The sequence below is a fragment of the Acinetobacter pittii ATCC 19004 = CIP 70.29 genome (genome assembly GCF_000369045.1).
Classification (GTDB): Bacteria; Pseudomonadota; Gammaproteobacteria; order Pseudomonadales; family Moraxellaceae; genus Acinetobacter; species Acinetobacter pittii.
In genome coordinates this window covers 1-19,599 of record NZ_KB849797.1, presented here as the reverse complement: position 1 = coordinate 19,599, position 19,599 = coordinate 1, and the positions used below count along the sequence as shown (strand labels likewise).

17 protein-coding genes are annotated in these 19,599 nt (G+C 39.0%); 7 read left to right on the top strand and 10 right to left on the bottom strand.

Annotation, left to right across the window (positions count from 1 at the left end; translation table 11 throughout):
* The first annotated feature begins 98 nt into the window (after positions 1-98).
* From ppx to F928_RS18760, 5 genes are read left to right on the top strand one after another with little or no spacing between them, the layout of a single operon-like run.
* Complete coding sequence (ppx, locus tag F928_RS18780) at positions 99-1,619, top strand: exopolyphosphatase (RefSeq protein WP_002117171.1); 1,521 nt, start codon at positions 99-101, stop codon at positions 1,617-1,619.
* Positions 1,620-1,637: 18 nt separating this feature from the next.
* Complete coding sequence (accA, locus tag F928_RS18775; protein WP_005066304.1) at positions 1,638-2,459, top strand: acetyl-CoA carboxylase carboxyltransferase subunit alpha; 822 nt, start codon at positions 1,638-1,640, stop codon at positions 2,457-2,459.
* Positions 2,396-3,796, top strand: a complete 1,401-nt coding sequence (tilS, locus tag F928_RS18770; RefSeq protein ID WP_005804293.1) for a tRNA lysidine(34) synthetase TilS — start codon at positions 2,396-2,398, stop codon at positions 3,794-3,796. Before accA ends, tilS begins: the two co-directional genes overlap by 64 nt.
* On the top strand, positions 3,771-4,607 hold the full coding sequence (gene proC / locus F928_RS18765) for a pyrroline-5-carboxylate reductase (protein WP_005804294.1): 837 nt from the start codon (positions 3,771-3,773) through the stop codon (positions 4,605-4,607). Before tilS ends, proC begins: the two co-directional genes overlap by 26 nt.
* A gap of 21 nt (positions 4,608-4,628) precedes the next feature.
* Positions 4,629-5,198: a YggT family protein gene (locus F928_RS18760; RefSeq protein ID WP_000501183.1), complete on the top strand. Its 570-nt coding sequence runs from the start codon at positions 4,629-4,631 to the stop codon at positions 5,196-5,198.
* A 54-nt stretch (positions 5,199-5,252) separates the two neighbouring features.
* Here F928_RS18760 and polA read toward each other — a convergent pair whose 3' ends face one another.
* Entirely contained in the window at positions 5,253-8,024 is a 2,772-nt protein-coding gene (polA, locus tag F928_RS18755) for a DNA polymerase I (RefSeq protein WP_005078979.1), read from the bottom strand.
* A 154-nt stretch (positions 8,025-8,178) separates the two neighbouring features.
* Between polA and F928_RS18750 the strand changes: the two genes are divergently transcribed.
* Positions 8,179-10,983: a DUF2339 domain-containing protein gene (locus tag F928_RS18750; protein WP_005078977.1), complete on the top strand. Its 2,805-nt coding sequence runs from the start codon at positions 8,179-8,181 to the stop codon at positions 10,981-10,983.
* On the opposite strand, the gene F928_RS18745 is transcribed toward F928_RS18750, so the two are convergent.
* Both F928_RS18745 and F928_RS18740 read right to left on the bottom strand, forming a co-directional pair.
* The gene (locus tag F928_RS18745; RefSeq protein ID WP_002117188.1) at positions 10,973-11,890 is read right to left on the bottom strand and encodes a mechanosensitive ion channel family protein; all 918 of its coding nucleotides are present in this window, start codon (positions 11,888-11,890) and stop codon (positions 10,973-10,975) included. The two genes, F928_RS18750 and F928_RS18745, sit on opposite strands and share 11 nt — an antisense overlap.
* Before the next feature lie 9 nt (positions 11,891-11,899).
* On the bottom strand, positions 11,900-12,721 hold the full coding sequence (locus F928_RS18740; protein ID WP_002117309.1) for a hypothetical protein: 822 nt from the start codon (positions 12,719-12,721) through the stop codon (positions 11,900-11,902).
* A gap of 96 nt (positions 12,722-12,817) precedes the next feature.
* Between F928_RS18740 and gspE the strand changes: the two genes are divergently transcribed.
* Positions 12,818-14,308: a type II secretion system ATPase GspE gene (gene gspE / locus F928_RS18735; protein WP_002117200.1), complete on the top strand. Its 1,491-nt coding sequence runs from the start codon at positions 12,818-12,820 to the stop codon at positions 14,306-14,308.
* 56 nt (positions 14,309-14,364) lie between these two features.
* Here gspE and ohr read toward each other — a convergent pair whose 3' ends face one another.
* The 7 genes from ohr to F928_RS18700 all read right to left on the bottom strand — a co-directional run bounded on the left by ohr (position 14,365) and on the right by F928_RS18700 (position 19,314).
* A complete protein-coding gene (gene ohr, locus F928_RS18730) occupies positions 14,365-14,796 on the bottom strand; it encodes an organic hydroperoxide resistance protein (protein ID WP_002117290.1) in 432 nt (143 codons plus the stop codon).
* Positions 14,797-14,884: 88 nt separating this feature from the next.
* Entirely contained in the window at positions 14,885-15,322 is a 438-nt protein-coding gene (gene ohrR, locus F928_RS18725) for a MarR family winged helix-turn-helix transcriptional regulator (RefSeq protein ID WP_002117261.1), read from the bottom strand.
* Between the two features lie 166 nt (positions 15,323-15,488).
* The gene (locus F928_RS18720) at positions 15,489-15,863 is read right to left on the bottom strand and encodes a DUF4951 domain-containing protein (RefSeq protein WP_002117255.1); all 375 of its coding nucleotides are present in this window, start codon (positions 15,861-15,863) and stop codon (positions 15,489-15,491) included.
* Positions 15,864-15,877: 14 nt separating this feature from the next.
* The gene (locus F928_RS18715) at positions 15,878-16,702 is read right to left on the bottom strand and encodes a carbon-nitrogen hydrolase family protein (RefSeq protein WP_002117300.1); all 825 of its coding nucleotides are present in this window, start codon (positions 16,700-16,702) and stop codon (positions 15,878-15,880) included.
* Between the two features lie 29 nt (positions 16,703-16,731).
* Positions 16,732-17,253: an anti-anti-sigma factor GigB gene (gene gigB, locus F928_RS18710; protein WP_002117273.1), complete on the bottom strand. Its 522-nt coding sequence runs from the start codon at positions 17,251-17,253 to the stop codon at positions 16,732-16,734.
* Between the two features lie 102 nt (positions 17,254-17,355).
* Complete coding sequence (gene gigA, locus F928_RS18705) at positions 17,356-18,324, bottom strand: RsbU family protein phosphatase GigA (RefSeq protein ID WP_002117221.1); 969 nt, start codon at positions 18,322-18,324, stop codon at positions 17,356-17,358.
* A gap of 111 nt (positions 18,325-18,435) precedes the next feature.
* Positions 18,436-19,314 (bottom strand): MlaA family lipoprotein, encoded by an 879-nt coding sequence (locus tag F928_RS18700; protein ID WP_002117157.1) that lies wholly within the window; start codon positions 19,312-19,314, stop codon positions 18,436-18,438.
* Between the last annotated feature and the right edge of the window lie 285 nt (positions 19,315-19,599).

Below are 19,599 nucleotides of genomic sequence, written 5' to 3'. Positions count from 1 at the left end.
AAAAATTTAAATGACAGCTAATTGTTGATGAAAATGGCTTTTCAATTGCATTCTTGTGAATTACTCTAAGCGTGAATTGTTATGGGTTTAGTTCAATAATGTCTGATTTTCTGATTGATGAAGAATTACTTGCTGCCATAGATATGGGGTCGAACAGTTTTCACCTTGCAATTGCACGGGTAGATCATGGTGAAGTTAAAAAAGTTGCTTCGATGTCAGAAAAAGTACAGCTTGCAGCTGGTTTAGATGAGAATAAAAACCTAACAGAAGCCGCTCAGCAACGAGGCTTAGCCTGCTTGGCTCGTTTTGTTGGAAGATTAAGCTCTGTTCAACCAAATCGTTTAAGAATTGTGGCGACCAATGCCTTGCGTCAGGCAAAAAATGGTCATGAATTTATCCAAAAAGCAGCAGAAATTTTGCCTAAACCTATTGAAATTATTGCTGGGCGAGAAGAAGCGCGTCTGATTTATCTTGGCGTATCGCATACCATGGCAAATGGTGGTCGACGTTTAGTTGTAGATATTGGTGGTGGTTCTACTGAGTTCATTATTGGTGAAGAGTTTGAGCCTATTTATACAGAGTCATTGCAAATGGGATGTGTGGCTTATACAAAAGCCTACTTTGCCGATGGCGAAATCACACAAAAAGCCTTTGATAAAGCAGTAGTTGCTGCCCGTAAAGAACTTTCAGCTATTGCAACAACGTATAAAATGGAAGGTTGGGATACTGTCGTTGGTTCTAGTGGAACGATTAAAGCTTGCCGCCAAATTATGGTGAATATGGGCTTGAGTGATGAGCAAGAAAACGTCACTCGAGAAGGGTTATACAAACTCAAAGATAAATTACTTAAGTTTAAAAATATTTCTGAAATTGATTTTGAAGGGTTAAGAGAAGACCGACGAGCAGTTTTGCCAGCCGGATTGGCAATTTTGTACGCAGTTTTTGAGGTTTTAGAAATTGATCGTTTGGCATATTCTGATGGTGCATTACGTGAAGGAGTCATGTATGACCTATTAGGTCGTTTTAAACATGAAGATATCCGTGATCGTAGTGTACAAGCTTTAATGGGACGTTATAACGCTGATCCAAAACAAGCAGAAAGAGTCGTAAATACAGCACAACAATTATTTGATGGTGTTGCAGAACCTCTCAATTTAACGAGTGAAGACAGTGACTTACTGCGCCGAGCTGCCTATTTGCACGAAATTGGTTTGGCGATTAGTCATGGTGGGTATCACCGTCATGGTGCTTATTTATTGCAGCATTCTGATATTCCGGGCTTCTCACAAATTGACCAAAATCACCTTTCACATTTGGTCGCTCACCACCGTCGTAAATTGCGAAATGATGTAAAAAATGAAATTTTGAAGGCTGGTGGTCATAAATTACTTTATCTATGTTTATTACTTCGCCTAGCAGTTTTACTCAACCATAGTCGAAGTGATCAGATGCTTCCTGCCATTGAACTGACCATCATAAATGATCAACAATGGCAACTTAGTGTTTCTGGTGATGCCAAACAATGGCCATTGTTAGTTGCCGACTTGCATGATGAGCAAGAGCAGTTTAAGCATTGGGACATTGAATTGAATATTCAGTCGGAAAAATTTATCGATTAAAGGGATAATATTCGACCTATGAAAAAAGCTACTCAGTCCAAAGCGTGGACAACGGTTCAAATTGCACGTCATCCTGATCGTCCGCAGTTTCTAGATTATGTCGGTGAAATCTTTACAGAGTTTGATGCCTTGCATGGTGATCGTTTGTTTGGTGACGATGGTGCGATGGTAGGTGGTCTTGCTCGTTTTGATGGTCAACCTGTGATGGTTATTGGCCAACACCGTGGTCGTAGTACCCGTGAAAAATTAAAGCACAACTTCGGTATGGCTAACCCAGAAGGTTACCGTAAATCTCAACGCCTATTAGATATGGCAGAGCGCTTTAATCTTCCGGTCTTCACATTTATTGATACTATGGGTGCTTATCCAGGTGTTGGTGCTGAAGAGCGTGGACAAGCTGAAGCAATTGCAACTAGCCTTGCTCAACTTTCAAGTTTGAAAGTTCCTGTTGTCGCAACAGTACTTGGTGAAGGCGGTTCTGGTGGTGCTTTAGGTATTGGTGTTGCTGACCGAGTAATTATGTTGTCGCATAGTATTTATTCTGTGATTTCACCAGAAGGCTGTGCATCTATTTTATGGAAAACTGCTGAAAAAGCGGCTCAAGCAAGTGAAGCTTTAGGTTTGACAGCAGATAAATTACAATCTCTAGGTATTGTTGAATATGTAGTAGATGAAGGCGAAGGGGCTCATTTAGACCCTGAGCAAGTCATGCAAAACCTAAAAGTAGTTTTGAAGCAAGCTTTGGATGAGTTGCTACCAATGGATGCAAATGAACGATGCGAAGCACGTTATCAACGTTTAATGAAGTTTGGCAGCGAAAATTTAGGCATTGCGTCTTAAAACAGGCTCAAGAGTTTTCAGAAAATAGTACTTTTCTTATTGGATGTAGTGGTGGCATGGATTCAATGCTGCTACTACATTTGATGTCTCAAATTTTCCCTCATAAGATCCGAATAATTTACATAGATCATCAACTGCAATCAAAAAGTGCAGAGTGGGGCGAACTCGTTGCTAAACAAGCGACTCGTTTAAATATTCCTTATACCATTCAAAAAGTTCAAGTTACTGACGGTAATTTGGAAGCTCAAGCACGTCAGGCACGTTATTACGCTTATCTACAACATTTACAAGCCAACGAAATTTTAGTGCTTGCTCATCACCAGCAAGATCAGGCTGAAACAGTAATATTGCGTTTATTATCGGGTGCGGGTGTTGATGGGCTTGCTGCTATGCAGTGTATTGATCATCGTGTTGATATGACAATTTGGCGCCCTTTTTTGGATTTAACCCGTGAGCAGATTGCCGAGTGGACTACTCAACTTGAGATTGAGTATGTAGATGATCCTACAAATTACGATATCCATTATGATCGGGCGTGGTCGCGTGAAGAACTTTGGCCCTTCTTACAAAACCGATTTCCAAAAATGCAGCAAGCACTTAGCCGTACTAGCTATTTGATGCAAGATGCTTCTGAAATTTTAGAAGAAGTTTTAAAAGCTGATTTGCAAAATTGTGGTACGGACGAATGTTTGGATTTAACTTGGCTATTAAAACTATCTTCTGCTCGACAGCGCCAATTGCTTTCAGTTTGGATGAAAGGTGATGGACAATATCGGCCTGCATTTGAAATGGTTGAGCGGTTAAAAAATGAAGTAATTGCTTCTAAGTCTGATGCACAAGCGGCATTACATTGGAACCAGTTTTATTATGTCCGTTATCAACATTATCTTTATCGGTTGAGTAGACAAGTTTTTCTTGCTGAAAAATTAAACCCAGTTGAAACCGAGACGGAGCATCATTTTCAACTAGGGGAAATAGTGGATTGCGCTTCAGGATATTTTCAAATAACTCAAAAAAATATGGGGTTGTCTGCATCTTTATTAAATAAAAAATTAAAAATAATTCGACGCCAAGGTGGTGAAAAGGTCCATTTATATGGTCGTGTTGGGCAATGGCCATTAAAAAAAGCAATTCAAGAAGCACATATTTTGCCTTGGCTTCGTCATACAATTCAAATATTAGTCATAGATAATGTTATGCTTGGGGTTTTTACACCGAAAGGATTTTGGTTAGCTCAGTCTCCGTATTGTGAGCAAGGAGGATGGCAACCAGATTTAATTTCTTATTCTTGTAATCTGGTAAATGGCGAAGATGGTTATGACAAGTGCAGTAAATAGTAATATCTGTTTTATTGGTGGTGGTAATATGGCCCAAGCTTTGATTGGTGGGCTCATTTCAAGAGGTTTACCGCCAACACGTATTACCGTTTCAGATCCTGTTGAGCAAATACGTCAATTATTGCAAGAAAAAGAAGTCCATGTGACACAAGATAATGTAGCTGCAATTAAAAATGCTGATGTCGTTGTACTGGCAGTAAAACCACAAGTTTTGGCGACTGTTTTACGTCCTTTAAAAGGACTGTTATCAGATAAATTGGTTATTTCAATTATTGCTGGTGCTGAAATTCAAACGATATCAAACTTAATTGATAGCAATCGAATTGTTCGAGTTATGCCAAATACGCCAGCTCTAGTTCAGACGGGTGCACATGGTATCTATGCAAATGATGTAGTAGGTACTTCGGATCGTGAATTAACAAGTCAGATTTTAGCAGCCACAGGCTTAACAATTTGGGTAAACTCCGAAGCTCAAATTGATGCGGTAACAGCGGTTTCTGGCTCAGGTCCTGCATATTTCTTCTATCTCATGGAAAGTATGATCCGTGCGGGTAAAAATTTAGGACTTGATGAAAAAGTTGCAACTGCGTTGACTCTTCAAACGGCATTAGGTGCAGCTCAAATGGCAATTACGAGTTCAAATACTCCTTCTGAACTTCGTAAGAATGTGACATCGCCAAATGGCACAACTCAAGCTGCACTTGAAGTTTTTGACCGTGCACAAATCTCCCAAAATATTCAATCTGCATTGGCTGCTGCACAGAAGCGTAGTCAAGAATTGGCTCAAGAATTGAGTGACAGTGCGAAATAGCTTAAATAGGATAAGACAACTATGGGTGCAAATTCTGCGCTAATTTTTGGAATTTTAATTAATGTCGCGATTTTATTGGTCTTTTTCCGTTTTTTAATGCAATTGGCGGCAGTAAGTCCTTATAATCCTGTGGTTTTATCGACCGTAAAGGCGACTAAAATTGTTGATATTTTTGGCCGAATTTTTCCGACGGTCGCAAAAGGCCGATTTAATTTGGCTGCGTTGGTTCTTTTAATTATTTTATATTTGCTGAAAATTTTTGGCGTGATGTATCTTTCTGGTTCTATGCCAAATAGTCCGGTTCACTTAGTGATTCTGACATTTGTGACGATGATTCAGGACCTGATCCGTTTCTGCCGTTATTTAATTTTCGCGACAATTATTTTGAGTTGGGTGGTTATGTTCACTCAATCGCGTTCACCTTATATTGAAGTGATTCAAGATTTAGCTGAACCATTACTCGCACCATTCCGTCGTTTATTGCCTAATATGGGAATGATTGACTTATCTCCAATTTTGGCCTTTTTAGCGCTTTATATTGCCGAGATCTTAATGAATGAAGTTGCAAAAGTTCTTTTAACAGGACTTTAACTTAACGCAATAAAAAAAGGGCTGTTAATACAGCCCTTTTTTTATTTCTATTAATTAATGGGCATCATCCCAGTTTTGCCCTTGCCCAACTTCAACAACTAAAGGCACAGAAATTTTTACTACAGATTCCATGACAGTCGCGATTTGCTTAGAGAGCTCTTCGGCAATGTTTTGATCTGCTTCAAATACTAATTCATCGTGTACTTGAAGTAGTAGTTTGGCTTGATCTTTTGGCAAGATTTTATCGACTTCAATCATTGCGAGTTTAATGATATCAGCAGCACTACCTTGTAAAGGCGCATTAATTGCAGCACGTTCGGCAGCCTTACGTACCATTACATTTCGTGCATCAATATCTGGTGTATAAAGACGACGACCTAAAATAGTTTCAACAAAACCTTGCTCTGATGCAACTTGACGTGTGCGTTGCATATATTCATAGATGCCAGGATAGCGTTGGAAATATTGCTTAATATAGTTTTGCGATTCTTGACGTGTAAAGCCTAATTGACGAATCAAACCAAACTCAGACATACCATACAGTAGTCCAAAGTTAACTGCTTTCGCTTGACGGCGTTGATCATTGGTCACATCTTCAATTGCAATGCCCAATACTTCTGCAGCAGTACGGCGGTGAACATCTTGTCCATGCTGGAATGCATGTACTAAAGCATCATCTTGAGAAAAATGAGCCATTAAACGTAATTCAATTTGCGAGTAATCGGCAGCCAATAATACTCGGCCTTCTGGCGCAATGAATGCTTTACGAATTTGGCGCCCAATTTGTCTACGAATTGGAATATTTTGTAAGTTAGGATCTGAAGAGGAGAGGCGACCTGTTGCTGTAAGTGCTTGGTGATAACTTGTATGTACACGATGCGTGTCGTTATGAGATTGCTCAACTAGACGATCAGTATAGGTACTTTTTAGCTTTGCTAAACCGCGATGCTCTAGAATAATTTCCGCTAAAGGATGTTCAATTTTTTCTAAAACACTTTCACTGGTGCTGTATTGTCCAGTTGCAGTTTTTTTACCGCCTTTGATTCCTAATTTATCAAATAGGATTTCACCTACTTGTTTAGGAGATGCAATATTAAAAGTTTCATCTGCAATTTCCATCGCTTGATTTTCAAGCCCTTCCATCGTTTTTGCAAATTCAACGCTTAATTTATCTAAGAAGGCATGATCTAAACGAATTCCATCTTCTTCCATACCCGATAAAATACGGGCAACTGGCATTTCGATGTTATATAAAATATTTTCTAGCTCAGGAAATGGCTTAAGTTTGTTTGAAAGCACTTCATACAAACGATAGGTCACATGAGCATCTTCTGCAGCATAGTGAGCAGCAACTTCAATCTCAATTTGATTGAAAGTCTTTTGTTTAGCACCCTTACCAGCAATTTGTTCAAAAGTGGTGGTTAAGTGGCTTAAGTAGACACGAGCTACGTCATCCATGCCGTGACGAGTGGCCGCTGCATTCAATACATAAGATGCAAGCATGCTATCGAAATACCAGCCTTTAAGTTCTATGCCATGATTGGCAAAGATATGGGCATCATATTTAAGGTGATGCCCAATTTTTTTAACTGCTTCATTTTCTAGCACAGGCTTAATTTGAACCAGAATTTGATCACGATCTAGTTGCTGCGGCGCATTTTCATAATTATGCGCTAATGGAACATAGTAGGCATCTTTCGCATCAAATGCGATTGAAAAACCAACCATCTCTGCAATACGGTAATCAAGGCTTGTAGTTTCTGTATCAATAGCAAAATGATCGGCATTTTGCATGCGTTGCCAGAGCTGATCCCATGCTTCTTGGGTTAAAACAGTGTGATAATTTGCAGTTCCAAGCTGGTCATCTTGACTGGTTAAGCTTGCTTGATCTTCAGTTTCTATAGATTCAGCAGGTTTAACTTCATTTTGAACAATAGTCTGTGAAGCTTGTTGTTTATAGCTTGAGCTATTTGGATTGTTTGGATGATCAAGCGACTGTAATTGGTTTCTAAACTCAAGCTCAGTATAAAGATTACGTAGAGCTTCTACGTTTGGATCGGTAAGCTTTAACTCATGCCAATCGAGTTCTAAAGGAAGATCACAGACGATACTAGCTAACTGGTGGTCAAGCTTAATATTGTCTAAGTTATCTTTAATATTTTGGCTAAGTTTGCCTTTAAGTTGGTCTGCATTGGCAATAATATTGTCTAAAGTGCCATATTCAGTTAGTAACTTAGCTGCTGTTTTTGCACCTACGCCAGGTACACCCATGATGCCATCAGACGCATCGCCCATAAGGGTTAAGTAATCGATAATTTGATTTGGCCAAACACCAAATTTTTCAAATACCCCGTCGGTATCCATGACACGATCTTTAAAGCTATCTTCAAGTTTTACATGATCATTGACGAGCTGAGCCATGTCTTTATCGCCGGTTGAGATAAGTACATGGTGGCCTTCGAGTACGGCACGTTTAGCGAGTGTACCGATAATGTCATCTGCCTCTGCACCCGGAAGACTATATAAAGGAATCCCCTGAGCTTTAATCAATGCATGCAAATATGGAATCTGTTGAGATAACTCTTCCGGCATGGTAGGGCGATCACCTTTATAAATAGGTGAAAGCTTGTGGCGGAAAGTTGGCTCAGGCGTATCAAAAATGACAGCCATATGTGTCGGCTGCATACGGCGCATTAATTTTTGAATGGCAGAAATTGCCCCACGTATTGCATTGGTATGTAACCCTGTAGAGGTCGTCAATGGTGGTAATGCATGATATGCACGAAATAAAAAATAGGACCCATCAACCAAGACAAATGGTGGCATTGAACAATTCCTTAATCTGAATTACAGGTATTTTACGTGAAAACGGCTATGAATGCAGGTTTATGATTTTTGCAGTATTTTGTATGTATAAATATACGCTTGTATTGGCTTGAAGTAAGATGACCTGTAATGAAGGTGTCATATTGCTAAGCCCATGTATAAAAAAGACAAACAGGGAATGATCATTGTTTTGATCGCTTTGACTTTGTTTTTAGCCATTTCAATTGGTTTTAAATTTCAGAGTGTCGTGATTGCTTTATCTATTGCGCTTACTGTCATTCTAGTTCAATTACTGTCAAATCTACATGAGCGTTTAACTCATTTAGAACAGCAGTTTTCTCGGCAGAAAACGCCACTTTATTCTATTCACATGCAAAGAACAGTGATTTATGCAGCAGCCTTGGTTGCATTAGTTGCTTATATCAATCATTGGATGTGGATGGCTGGTGGGGCTTTACTGGTTTTATTGCTATGTTTGATTCAAACCATCAGTGCATTTCATACTCGACTATTATACCTCGAGTCAGCAAAACAAACTGTTCATGTAAATGAGACCATACAAACAGAAGTTATAAATCCTGTAATAGAACAAGTTAGTGCCAGCAATACGGACACGCTAGTCCCAGCAGAAACGGCACCTTTAAATCAAACAGAACAATCAGCCCATGTACAGACTGCATGGTGGCAACCAGCCGTGGATTGGATGATTCATGGCAATCCAATCTTAAGAGTTGCTGTTGCTGTGCTTATGGTTGGGGTAGTGTTGCTATTACGTTTTGCAAGCGAGCATTGGCAACTTAGTTTAGGTGTGAAACTTGGATTTATTGCGATTGCTGGAGGTGTGTTAACGGCATTTGGGTATACATTGCAAAAGAAAAATCAGCTTTTTGCTGTGGCATTGCAAGGTGTCGGGCTGGCTGTTGTATTCCTGACACTTGTGTTCTCACATCATTTTAGTGTAATTGCCAACCTAACTACAGCGAGTATTCTGTTTACTATTTTATTAGCTATTACGGTATTCCTGAGCTTAAAACAACAAGCTATTTATTTGGCAATATTAGCACTTGGTATGGCTTATGCGGCTCCTTTAGTTATTCCGCAATATCGCCCTGATGTAACCTTCCTATTTAGCTACTACTTAGTAATTAACTTAGCAGTTGCTGCGGTTAATTTTATTCAGCCTTGGAAAATCTTAAATCAAATTGCTTTCTTTGCCACAATGTTTATTGGTGGTAGTGCAATCGCATTTTATGCAGAACCCGAAAAATTTAATACATTAGACTGGATTTTGTGGTGCCATATAGCGCTGTTTATTTGGCTTAGTGTTCGTTATAGCCAAAATATATCTCGGACGTCAGCAAGTGAAAAACAAGAAGGCATTCGTTTACCTCCGCTCTTGGATGTTGGTCTTATTTTTAGTGTGCCAGTACTGGGCTTTACCCTTCATGCCTACTTAGTACATGAGTCTACACAAGCATTGACGATTGGTGCAGCCGTCTTGGCAGGTACCTATGCAGTATTAACTTTCTGGATTAAAAAAACTCATCCACAGCTTTCGGTCCTTGCAAAAAGCTTTTTCATTCTCGCGGTTGCGTTTTTTGCCTTAATTTTCCCGCTTGCAAAAGGAGCACATTGGACAGCAATTGGTTGGGTTGCTCAAGGTACGGCTTTAATTGTTTGGGGAGTAACTGAGCGCTACCGTTTAAGCCGATATATTGGTGTAGTTTTAGTTTTACTTAGCTCTATTGCACTGTTTTATCAGGTGTGGGCAAATGAAGAGTTCCCAACGCTAAGCACAAGCATCTATGCAATTGCCCAATTTATTTCTGCCTTTTATTTATTGCAATACAACAGTAAAGAGCAACGCTATTTTAGCGCAAGCATGTTTAGTGGCATTTTCTTGTGTTTAGGGATGGATGCGGGTGCTGTAGCTGGTGTAGAAATCATGGCATGGCATCATCATGCTTTGAGTCCATATTTGATGTTCGCCGTAGTTCTAATCGCAATATTTAGCGCAGTTGTTCACTATAAACTTCGTGTGCACTGGCAAAGTTTGCAGTTAATTTTAATTAGCCTGTTACTGTTGTTAGTTTTGGGTGAAGCCTTTGTGAGTCAAGTGTTTACGTTGTTTAAATGGGTAGACTCATTACAACAAACTACTTTCTTAGTCGCTACCATTATTCTTGGCAGCTTATTTATTATGGCTCAACCGGAGTCGGATGAGTCGGTATACTTAAACGTCTGGGCTGGTTTAAGCTGGTTGGCGTTAGCAATAGTTGGTTTGGCGATCTTTCCACAAATGCCAGTTGTTGCTCTGGCTTTTATCCCTGTGGTTTATTCGCTTTGGGCGTATAAGGCTCATAAAACTGCATTGTTACATCAAATTCCGGTTTGGTGTTTAAGCTTAATTTGGTTGCTAGTTGTGAGCGTTGATCGCCGCTCTGCTGAGTACCTTTATTTTGTTCCTTTATTTAACTTAACTGATTTTCTTTCTATTGTAGTATTTGCAGGTCTGCTCTTTATTATTTATCAACATGCTTTTGAGCAAGATAAATCACTAGAGTGGACTTTTAAAATTACAACAATTTTAGCTGGGTTATTGGTATTCAGTAGTGTGGTCGTTAGGGGCTTACATCATTACTGGGGGACACCACTATGGAGCTTAGCAATTTGGACGAATGGTGAAGTGCAGTTAAGTTTGACATTGCTTTGGGTCATTTTGGCATTTGTATTAACTACATTCTCAAGCCGTAAAATGATTCGTCAACTCTGGTTTGTAGGCGCTGCACTTTTAGGTATTGTGGTATTAAAGTTGATTTTACTTGATCTATCACAAAGTGCGACATTAACTCGAGTCATTTCGTTTATTGGGGCAGGTGGAGTAATGTTAATTATTGCTTATCTTGCGCCATTACCCCCGTCATCTACCGTACAGAAGAATCAAGAGCCTAAGCTTTAGGCTCTCGTTTTAATTCTTTTTGATTGCTATATTGATCGATATCGTCTTCAGCAAAACCAGTAGACTGTCGATCAATCAAGCCCATTTTAGGAACAGGAATTTCAATTCGGTTATCTAAAAATCCATTTCTGATTCGTTCTTGCATTTCATCACGAACTTTTAAAGAGTTCTCTTGTCGACACCACATCGTGAATAAAAGCTCAATTGATGATTCCCTGAATGCGGTAACCGTAACTGCAGGTTTGGGATCATCTAGTACAAGGGGATAATGAGCTGCTACATTTAGTAGAACCTCACGGACTTTAATAATATCTTCGTGAAAGTTGATTGCGAGCGTAATTGGGATACGTCGTATCGGATATTTAGACAAGTTGTGTACAGGCGCACGAATAAGCTGTTCATTCGGCAAACGAATATAGACATTGTCGAGTGTAAGTAATTTTACCGAAAGCAAATCAATTGAAATGACTTCGCCTTCAATTGTATTACCACGAATGAGAGTAATCTGGATCGTATCACCGACTTCAAATGAACCTTCACCAATCAAAAATAAACCACTAATCAAGTTACTGGCAGATGTTTGCGATGCAAAACCGAGTGCTACAGTTAAAATCCCTGCTGCACCAAGGAATACACTAAGTTTGAACCCAGCTTCTTTCAAACTTGTCATGATGAAGAGTAAGAAAATGAAATAAAAAATACCACGGCGCCATACAAGGCGTTGGTGAGCATTAAAACGTGAGCCAATGGTTCTAATAAATGTATTCGAAATAATACGAGCAAGAACAAAGCCAATGAAACACAGTACAACAGCGACTAAAATTTCACTAATACGTTCGGTATTGATATTGGTAAATATACTTTTGAGGCTATCAGCGATATCTTTTGGAATATTTGAATCGGCCATATAAACCTCTTAAAAGAATGAATCAAACATATTGAATAATGCTCCACCAGGTGAGCGTGGTGGGTGAACATAGGTCACTTCACCAGCAAGAGGTGGCGTACGGTTTTCAATACGAATACGTGCCGGACGATCAGAACCCTCATAATAAACTTTAATTTGAGAAGTCCACAAACGACCTGTACTTTCACTATAAAAAAGAGGAAGGGCGGTAACTGGCACATTCATACGATCAAAGCGTAATTGATGATTACTTGTGTTGTGAAAGTCGATTGGAGTAACAGCACGGAAAGCGCGTGGTGTTAATAGATTCAAATCAGTACGGCCATCCACGGAAGTGGCATAACAGATTTCTCCTTGCTGCGCATTAGGACCAAACCACGTATCTTTAGGCTGAATCACAGGAATCTCAAACAAAGGTTCATGCTGACTTTCAACTAAGCCTGCAATCCATAATGGTGTGCTGATATATAGAGTCCCACGTTGACCTGCTGGAATGTAAATAGGATCAACAGGTTTTATGACCACAGAACGATCTGCCAGACGTGGCATCAGTAAAAATTCTGGATTAGTCTTTCGAAACATGTAACGTTCTACTTGAACCGTATGCGGAAAGGCAAAATGTGGATCGGCAATTGGGTGCCAATCTTGTTCATTATCATCTTGGAGAGATGGACGATAATATTCGATGCGCCATTCTTTTATGCCACGTGTTAAACGAAAGAGCATTGAACCGAATTGCCATGCTTTGGACTGGTTAATTTCAAAGTGCTGTTCACCCCACCATTTTAAAGAATTCTGGGGGCGAGGCTGATATTCATTATTTTCAAACAAGACGCAAAATTCCTCTACCGAGTTGTTAAACAGACTTCACGCTGTAATCTGCTTAGAGTACACTCAAAATCATCTTACTCATCATTATAAATTGTGATGCAAATATTGAAACAAATACAAGTTCCATATAGTTTTGCCAAGCGTCATGGTGTTTTATTTCGTTATGACGGTGATCAGGTATTTATTATTAGACGTCAAAACACTGAAAAAATTGCATTACAGGAAGCAAGACGCATCTTGGGTAAGCCAGCTCATTATCAATTATGTACTGAACAAGAATTTAATACGCTCTTAAGTACGAGTTATGCAGGTGATACAGGGGAGTCACAACAAGTTGCAGCTGGTTTAGAAGATCATCCGGACTTATTGAGTTTGGCCGACCAGGTTCCCGAAACAGAAGATTTGATGGACCAAGAAGATGACGCACCTATTGTTCGTCTGATCAATGCATTACTCTCTGAGGCAATTCGAGTAGGGGCTTCTGATATTCATATTGAAGCTTTTGAAAAGAAATTATCTGTACGATTGCGGGTAGATGGACAATTACGTGAGATTGTACAACCACGCCGTGAGTTGGCGCCTTTACTAGTCTCGCGTATTAAAGTTATGGCGAAGCTCGATATTGCTGAAAAACGTGTACCACAAGATGGACGTATTTCTTTACGTCTGGCTGGCCGTGAGGTGGATGTGCGTGTTTCAACTTTGCCATCGTCACATGGTGAAAGGGTCGTTATGCGTTTGCTTGATAAACAAGCGGGCCGACTCAACATGACTCACTTGGGTTTAATGGCTAATGACTATGAGCGTTTAACTCAGTTAGTGCATCGTCCCCATGGTATTATTTTGGTCACAGGGCCTACCGGTTCGGGGAAAACGACCACCCTATATGCAGCCTTGTCTGATTTAAATGACAATACTCGTAATATCTTAACTGCTGAAGATCCAATCGAATATCAACTCGAAGGCATTGGTCAAACTCAAGTAAATACCAAAGTGGATATGACATTTGCTCGTGCTTTAAAAGCAATGTTACGTCAAGATCCTGATGTGGTAATGGTGGGGGAGATCCGTGATCTGGAAACTGCTGAAATTGCGGTTCAAGCATCTTTAACAGGCCATTTGGTTTTATCAACACTACATACCAATACAGCTATTGGTGCAGTTACTCGTCTTAAAGATATGGGGATTGAGCCCTTCTTATTATCAAGCTCTTTAATTGGGGTGATTGCTCAACGTTTGGTTCGTACTTTATGTCCACATTGTATGACATGGCGTGAAGCCGATACTTTTGAGAAACAGGTTTTTCAGCATATTCATAATGAACCGTTGTTGCAGTTACCTGAAGCCAAAGGGTGCGATCATTGCTCACATTTAGGTTTTAATGGACGTACAGCGATTTATGAAATCGTACCAGTTGATGAACCCATGCGCCGTCTGATTCATGGTAATGCAGCTGAATATGAATTAGAAAATCATGCTCGTGAGTATTCAGGTTCTATTCGTGATGATGGTTTGCGCAAAGTACTGGCGGGTAAAACTACACTCGAAGAAGTGCTTCGTGTAACTAATGAGGCAAGTGAAGCATAATATTTAAGTTGTAAAAAATGCCCGATTTGATTCGGGCATTTTTTTAATATCAAAACTTATTCAGTCACGATATTAAAGGTTACATCAATATTGTTGCGAGTTGCATTTGAATATGGGCAAACAATATGAGCTGCTGCAACTAACTTTTCAGCTTCTTCACGGTCCATACCCACTAAGTAAACATTTAAAGTTACTTCGATGCTAAAACCTGTAGGAATTGGACCAATACCTACTTCACCTTCTACATAAGCGTCTTTACTAATATTAAATTTATCGCGGTTTGCAACAAATTTTAAAGCACCTAAAAAGCATGCTGAATAACCAGCTGCGAATAGTTGCTCTGGATTTGTTACAGCACCACCTGCGCCACCCATTTCTTTAGGCACACCAAGCTGTACATCTAATACGCCGTCTGATGAAGTAGCACGGCCATCACGACCACCGGTTGCTTTAGCTTTTGCACGATAAACAACTTTTTCTAATGACATCGTTTTTATTCCTAAATTAAATTGAATACAAATATATCGTACACGACTTAATTATTTTGACAAGTATATTTTTTGAAAAAATTGCTGTTTATTTGACTAAGTTTGTACGGAGTTTAGTAAGTTGATCTTTAAGGCCGAGTAGTGTTGTCATATCACATGAACTTGCTTCTAATACGTCTGATGGAATATGGATTGCTTGATCTTTTAATTTTTTTCCTTCATCACTCAGTGTAATAATCACTTGTCTCTCATCTTGAGTTGAACGGGTACGACGAAGTAAATGCAGAGCTTCTAACTTTTTCAAGATAGGTGTGAGGGTGGATGATTCTAAAAAAAGTTTAGCTCCAATTTCTGAAACAGTTACTTCATCCTGCTCCCACAACACTAACATCACTAAATATTGGGGATAGGTGATACCCAGAGGCGCTAGTAGTTTTCTGTAGAGCTGATTAAGCGCTAAATTTGTTGAATAAATGAGGAAACATAATTGATTCTCAAGCTTTAAGTTTTGACAGTCTTGGTCCATATCTTCCTCAAAGAAACTAATATTGCTTTTGTAGTATATCGCGTTCTATTCAGTTTCTTAAATGTTCATAAGAATAGGTTATGAATAAAATAAATTAAGGGATATAAAAAATGGAATAATTACGTCAATTATTCCATAAGATAAAAATATTCTAGGTGAAAGTGTTTCACCACAAATCTGCAATCTTTTTCATTAAACGCGCACGATACTTCGCAGTAGGATTATTTGCATTGCGTTGTTGCTCTTGTTCATAAAAATCTTGCCATGCAGTAATCATTTCAAGCGTGGTTCCTTGTTTTTTAATCACAGAAACATCTGCTGGCTGAATATTTTCTAAACGTTGTCTTGCACCTTCTGCGCCCGTACCCCAGCCAATAATTCTTTGGCCAAAAGCGGGCAAGGGGATATTTTTAGGAGTTGCTGGAAGAATATCTGAGTTGAGCTGTGCAGTAGGCGAAACAAAATGGTTTGTTGTACCAAACTCTGCATAACAATGAATATTTGCCCCCAAGCAAAAAATGCTAAATAAGTATTTCCACATGAATAATTAAACTTTTAATAATGAATCAATTTACGGTGAGTCATCAGAGGCATTGAAGAGCGGACGAGTTCTTGTGCTGTTAAATCAAAGGGTACAGTGATTAAACCACTCCCTTCATATCCAATCATACTTAAAATTTGGCCACGACTATCTGTTGCCCCAGAGTGCCCCCAGGTTTGTCGTTTTTCACCATGCCAGCCCTGTTGTGCTGCGCCTAAAACATAACATTGGCTATCCATTGCCCGAGCTTGTAGCAAAAGCTGCCAGTGCATTTGTCCAGTTGTATAAGTAAATGCAGCAGGAGCAGTAAGAAGATGAGCGCCTTGTTGTCTCAGAGTTAGAGCAAGCTCTGGAAAACGTAAGTCATAACATACCATTAAGCCAATATTACCAAAAGGGGTAGATGTGACTACTACGTCTGTTCCAGGTTCAAAAAAACGAGACTCTTGATAACCACCGACCGCATCGCCCACTTGTACATCAAATAAATGGATCTTGTCATAACGTGCTTCTGTACGCTCAGGGCTAATACAAAGACTAACCGTCCGGACTCGACCATCTTGAATAGTAGATCCATCTGGACGAAATGGGCATGGTAAGGTACCGGCCACAATCCAGATTTGATATTGATGTGCTAGTTTCTCAAGCCGTTGTTGAATAGACTCAAATTGCTCAGCTGTTTCGCGTTGTTTTCCAGCAGCAAAACATACAAAGTTTTCGGGGAAAACAATCAGGCTAGCATTTTGCGCCTTACTTTGTTGAATCAACGACTCAATGACTTGAAAATTATTTTCAATATCATCTTGAGAGTTCATTTGAGCAACAGAAATAAGGGGCATATTCTAATAATCCGGCTTAATGATTAAAGTCAGGCATTTTGCTTATCTGATACCTGTTCAAGCGTATCTTGTTCTTTCTGTAACTGCTTCACAAGTGGCTCAAACATATTCTGATTGTTTGCATTGAGTTTCATCAATGTCTTATGTGCATCCAGAACTGTTCTTAGCATTGCATTATGAGTGATCTGTTCATCAGTTAACGTTAATGTGCAAACGTTGGGATCGCCACAGTAATTCAAAATGACAAAAACCTGCCCTAGCCCCATACTGTTGGCTAAGGTTGTGATATCTGGATTGGTAGATAGCATCACAGCTTGAATATGATGAGTTTGTTTAAGCTTTAAACCTAGCTTAGCTAGGATGCCTAACACCGTACTATCAATAAATGTTGTTTGGGTTAAATCAACGATTGCACCAACAACATTCTCTTGCTGTTCAATTCTGTTTAAAAGTTTGTCTAGACTTATACAAGAATGGGCTCGCACTTCACCAATAAGTTTGAAAATATGCGTTCCATTTAAACTTGCATATTCAACATGACCTGTTGACATATAAATGCCATTTTCAGAGAAGGATAGAAAAATTATCACATAGTGCCATCGCAGACTCAAGAGTCCTTAAGTCGTATATTATGTAATTAATTGATTCGTAAATTAATTCATTCGACAAAGACTGAAAATGGCAATGTCATCAGCCACATGATCGGGTGCTTGGAATGATTGATTTTGCAAATGATGAACCAATTGTTGGAACTGATCATTTAACCCACCATCAAAAGGTTCAAGTGCTCCATCTGAACAAACAATGAAGCGTGCTTGATGATTTAATGTACAAACATGCTCTTCAACTTCGAGTTCATCAGTCAAGCCTAATGGGAAACTACTTGTTGTTAAAATTTTTGGAGCTTGATTTGGTTCAAAAATGATAGGAGGAGGGTAGTGCCCAGCACTTGACCAGCGAAGTGTATGTGTTTCAAGGTTTAAAATACCCACCACAATCGTAATGTGCTTTTCAATATTCTCTTGAACCAACATTCCATTTAATTTTTTTATTAATTGTCTTGGGGTTTTAGAGCGGCCATGGAAAGCTGCCATCCAAGAAGTTAATAAACTACTGGTCACACCATGTCCTGAAACATCGGCAAGATAAAATAAAACTTCCTTATCGTTTAATTTCCAGTAGTCATACCAATCACCAGAAAGATAAGCTGAAGGCTGAAAGAAAGTTTCGACTTGATAATTTAATAAATCAATTGGATTAGGTAATAGTCTTTTTTGTAGTTCAGCAGCTGAAGGTAAATCACGACTATCTTGATTACGTTTATATTGAGCATCGATTCTTGATAATGCTTTATTTAAATCGTTAGGTAGTTGATTCCATACCCAACCTGCAAGAGCACCCGCTTCCCAAGCTTGAGCTAAAGCACTACCTTCATGTTCAAAAGCAATGACAATCGTTGGTAAATTCCATTTATATGTCAGGAAATCTTGTACATCTGCTATTGCAATGATGGTTGGATCATATAAATCTAAATCATCTATGTTAATGACTTGTAAGCCTGGCAATTTATCCAAAGCTTGCTCTAAATAAGGGATAGAGCGTGTCGGTTTAATAAAATACATAGAAGAGATGGTAGTCCTTTTATATGATCACTTTATTCATCATAGAGTATGTATGATCAAAATCAAGGTATTGCCCAACTCTTAATCCAAGCAATACCTCGATTTCATCTTTTAAGGGTTTTGATTCTCATCTGGTGTATCTTCTGAGTCATCATCAATGAAAGATACATCAGCTGAGTCGCCCTTTTTCTCTGCAATTTGGAATGCTTTACGTTGCAGATATAAATCTCGAATCATGGCATATTGATCACCTTGTAAGGTCTGATCTAGGTCTAGATATTGAGCGCGTGTATCAACCGCTTGTAACATATTACTTGACCAATAAAGACCCTCTTGATCATCCATAACATATTTCTGTGGACGTGCTTGGGCGTCTACTGCTAAACCAAAACCATCACGTAAGGTACTTGGCCCGAAAAAAGGCAACATCAGGAATGGGCCAGAAGGAACACCATAGTAACCAAGAGTTACACCAAAATTCTCTTCTTCAGTCGGTAAACCTAAACGGCTGGCAGGGTCAGCTAAACCAAGAGTCGTTAATGTATTAATTGTAAAGCGACCTATGGTTTTTGCTGCACGACCAGGGCGACCTTGAATAAGCTGGTTAACAGCATTCCAAGGTTCTCCAAGATTTTTACGGAACTGACGATAAGAACCACGGACATCTTCTGGAGTCTTTTCTCTATATTGCACAGCAACTGGGCGTAAAAAATTTCGATCCAACATGTCGTTAAATGAGTAAATTGGACGATTTAATGATTGTAATGGGTCTTTTACAGGATCTGGTTGTGCTGCATTCGCATTAATTTTTAAATCTTTAACTTTAATATTTTTTAAATCTTTAATAATTTGTGAGCGCGTATGAGTCGGTGCTGTTTCTTCTAGTGAGCTAGCATCAGAAGATTCACTTATAGTATTTTCTTGAGCATATAGAGAGGTACAAACACCTACAGATAATACGCTTAGTAAAATTAAATTAGAATAATTCATATAATTCCTTAACCGCCAGCCAGGCTAATACTTAAATGTGCAGTTGGGTGGAGATATGTTTTAATACAAAATTGATAACCTATTATCAATGTAAAATTGATCAAATAATATAGATAAAATGCTAAAAAGCTTAAAAAGTATCCAGTTGGTGATATTGATTTAAAAAAAGGGTTGCAAAGGGAATGAGATGATCTATAATGCACATCCATCGGCGGTGATGCAGATAGAAACTTGTTGAAAAACAGTTACTTGTGATTAAGTTGATTGCTTTAAGTGATGAATTTG

Bases quoted from the DNA above. Each gene is read 5' to 3' on its own strand.
- ppx (WP_002117171.1), top strand. From the start codon at position 99: ATGTCTGATTTTCTGATTGATGAAGAATTACTTGCTGCCATAGATATG.
- accA (WP_005066304.1), top strand. From the start codon at position 1,638: ATGAAAAAAGCTACTCAGTCCAAAGCGTGGACAACGGTTCAAATTGCA.
- tilS (WP_005804293.1), top strand. From the start codon at position 2,396: ATGCGAAGCACGTTATCAACGTTTAATGAAGTTTGGCAGCGAAAATTT.
- proC (WP_005804294.1), top strand. From the start codon at position 3,771: ATGGTTATGACAAGTGCAGTAAATAGTAATATCTGTTTTATTGGTGGT.
- F928_RS18760 (WP_000501183.1), top strand. From the start codon at position 4,629: ATGGGTGCAAATTCTGCGCTAATTTTTGGAATTTTAATTAATGTCGCG.
- polA (WP_005078979.1), bottom strand. From the start codon at position 8,024: ATGCCACCATTTGTCTTGGTTGATGGGTCCTATTTTTTATTTCGTGCA.
- F928_RS18750 (WP_005078977.1), top strand. From the start codon at position 8,179: ATGTATAAAAAAGACAAACAGGGAATGATCATTGTTTTGATCGCTTTG.
- F928_RS18745 (WP_002117188.1), bottom strand. From the start codon at position 11,890: ATGGCCGATTCAAATATTCCAAAAGATATCGCTGATAGCCTCAAAAGT.
- gspE (WP_002117200.1), top strand. From the start codon at position 12,818: ATGCAAATATTGAAACAAATACAAGTTCCATATAGTTTTGCCAAGCGT.
- ohr (WP_002117290.1), bottom strand. From the start codon at position 14,796: ATGTCATTAGAAAAAGTTGTTTATCGTGCAAAAGCTAAAGCAACCGGT.
- ohrR (WP_002117261.1), bottom strand. From the start codon at position 15,322: ATGGACCAAGACTGTCAAAACTTAAAGCTTGAGAATCAATTATGTTTC.
- F928_RS18720 (WP_002117255.1), bottom strand. From the start codon at position 15,863: ATGTGGAAATACTTATTTAGCATTTTTTGCTTGGGGGCAAATATTCAT.
- F928_RS18715 (WP_002117300.1), bottom strand. From the start codon at position 16,702: ATGCCCCTTATTTCTGTTGCTCAAATGAACTCTCAAGATGATATTGAA.
- gigB (WP_002117273.1), bottom strand. From the start codon at position 17,253: ATGTCAACAGGTCATGTTGAATATGCAAGTTTAAATGGAACGCATATT.
- gigA (WP_002117221.1), bottom strand. From the start codon at position 18,324: ATGTATTTTATTAAACCGACACGCTCTATCCCTTATTTAGAGCAAGCT.
- F928_RS18700 (WP_002117157.1), bottom strand. From the start codon at position 19,314: ATGAATTATTCTAATTTAATTTTACTAAGCGTATTATCTGTAGGTGTT.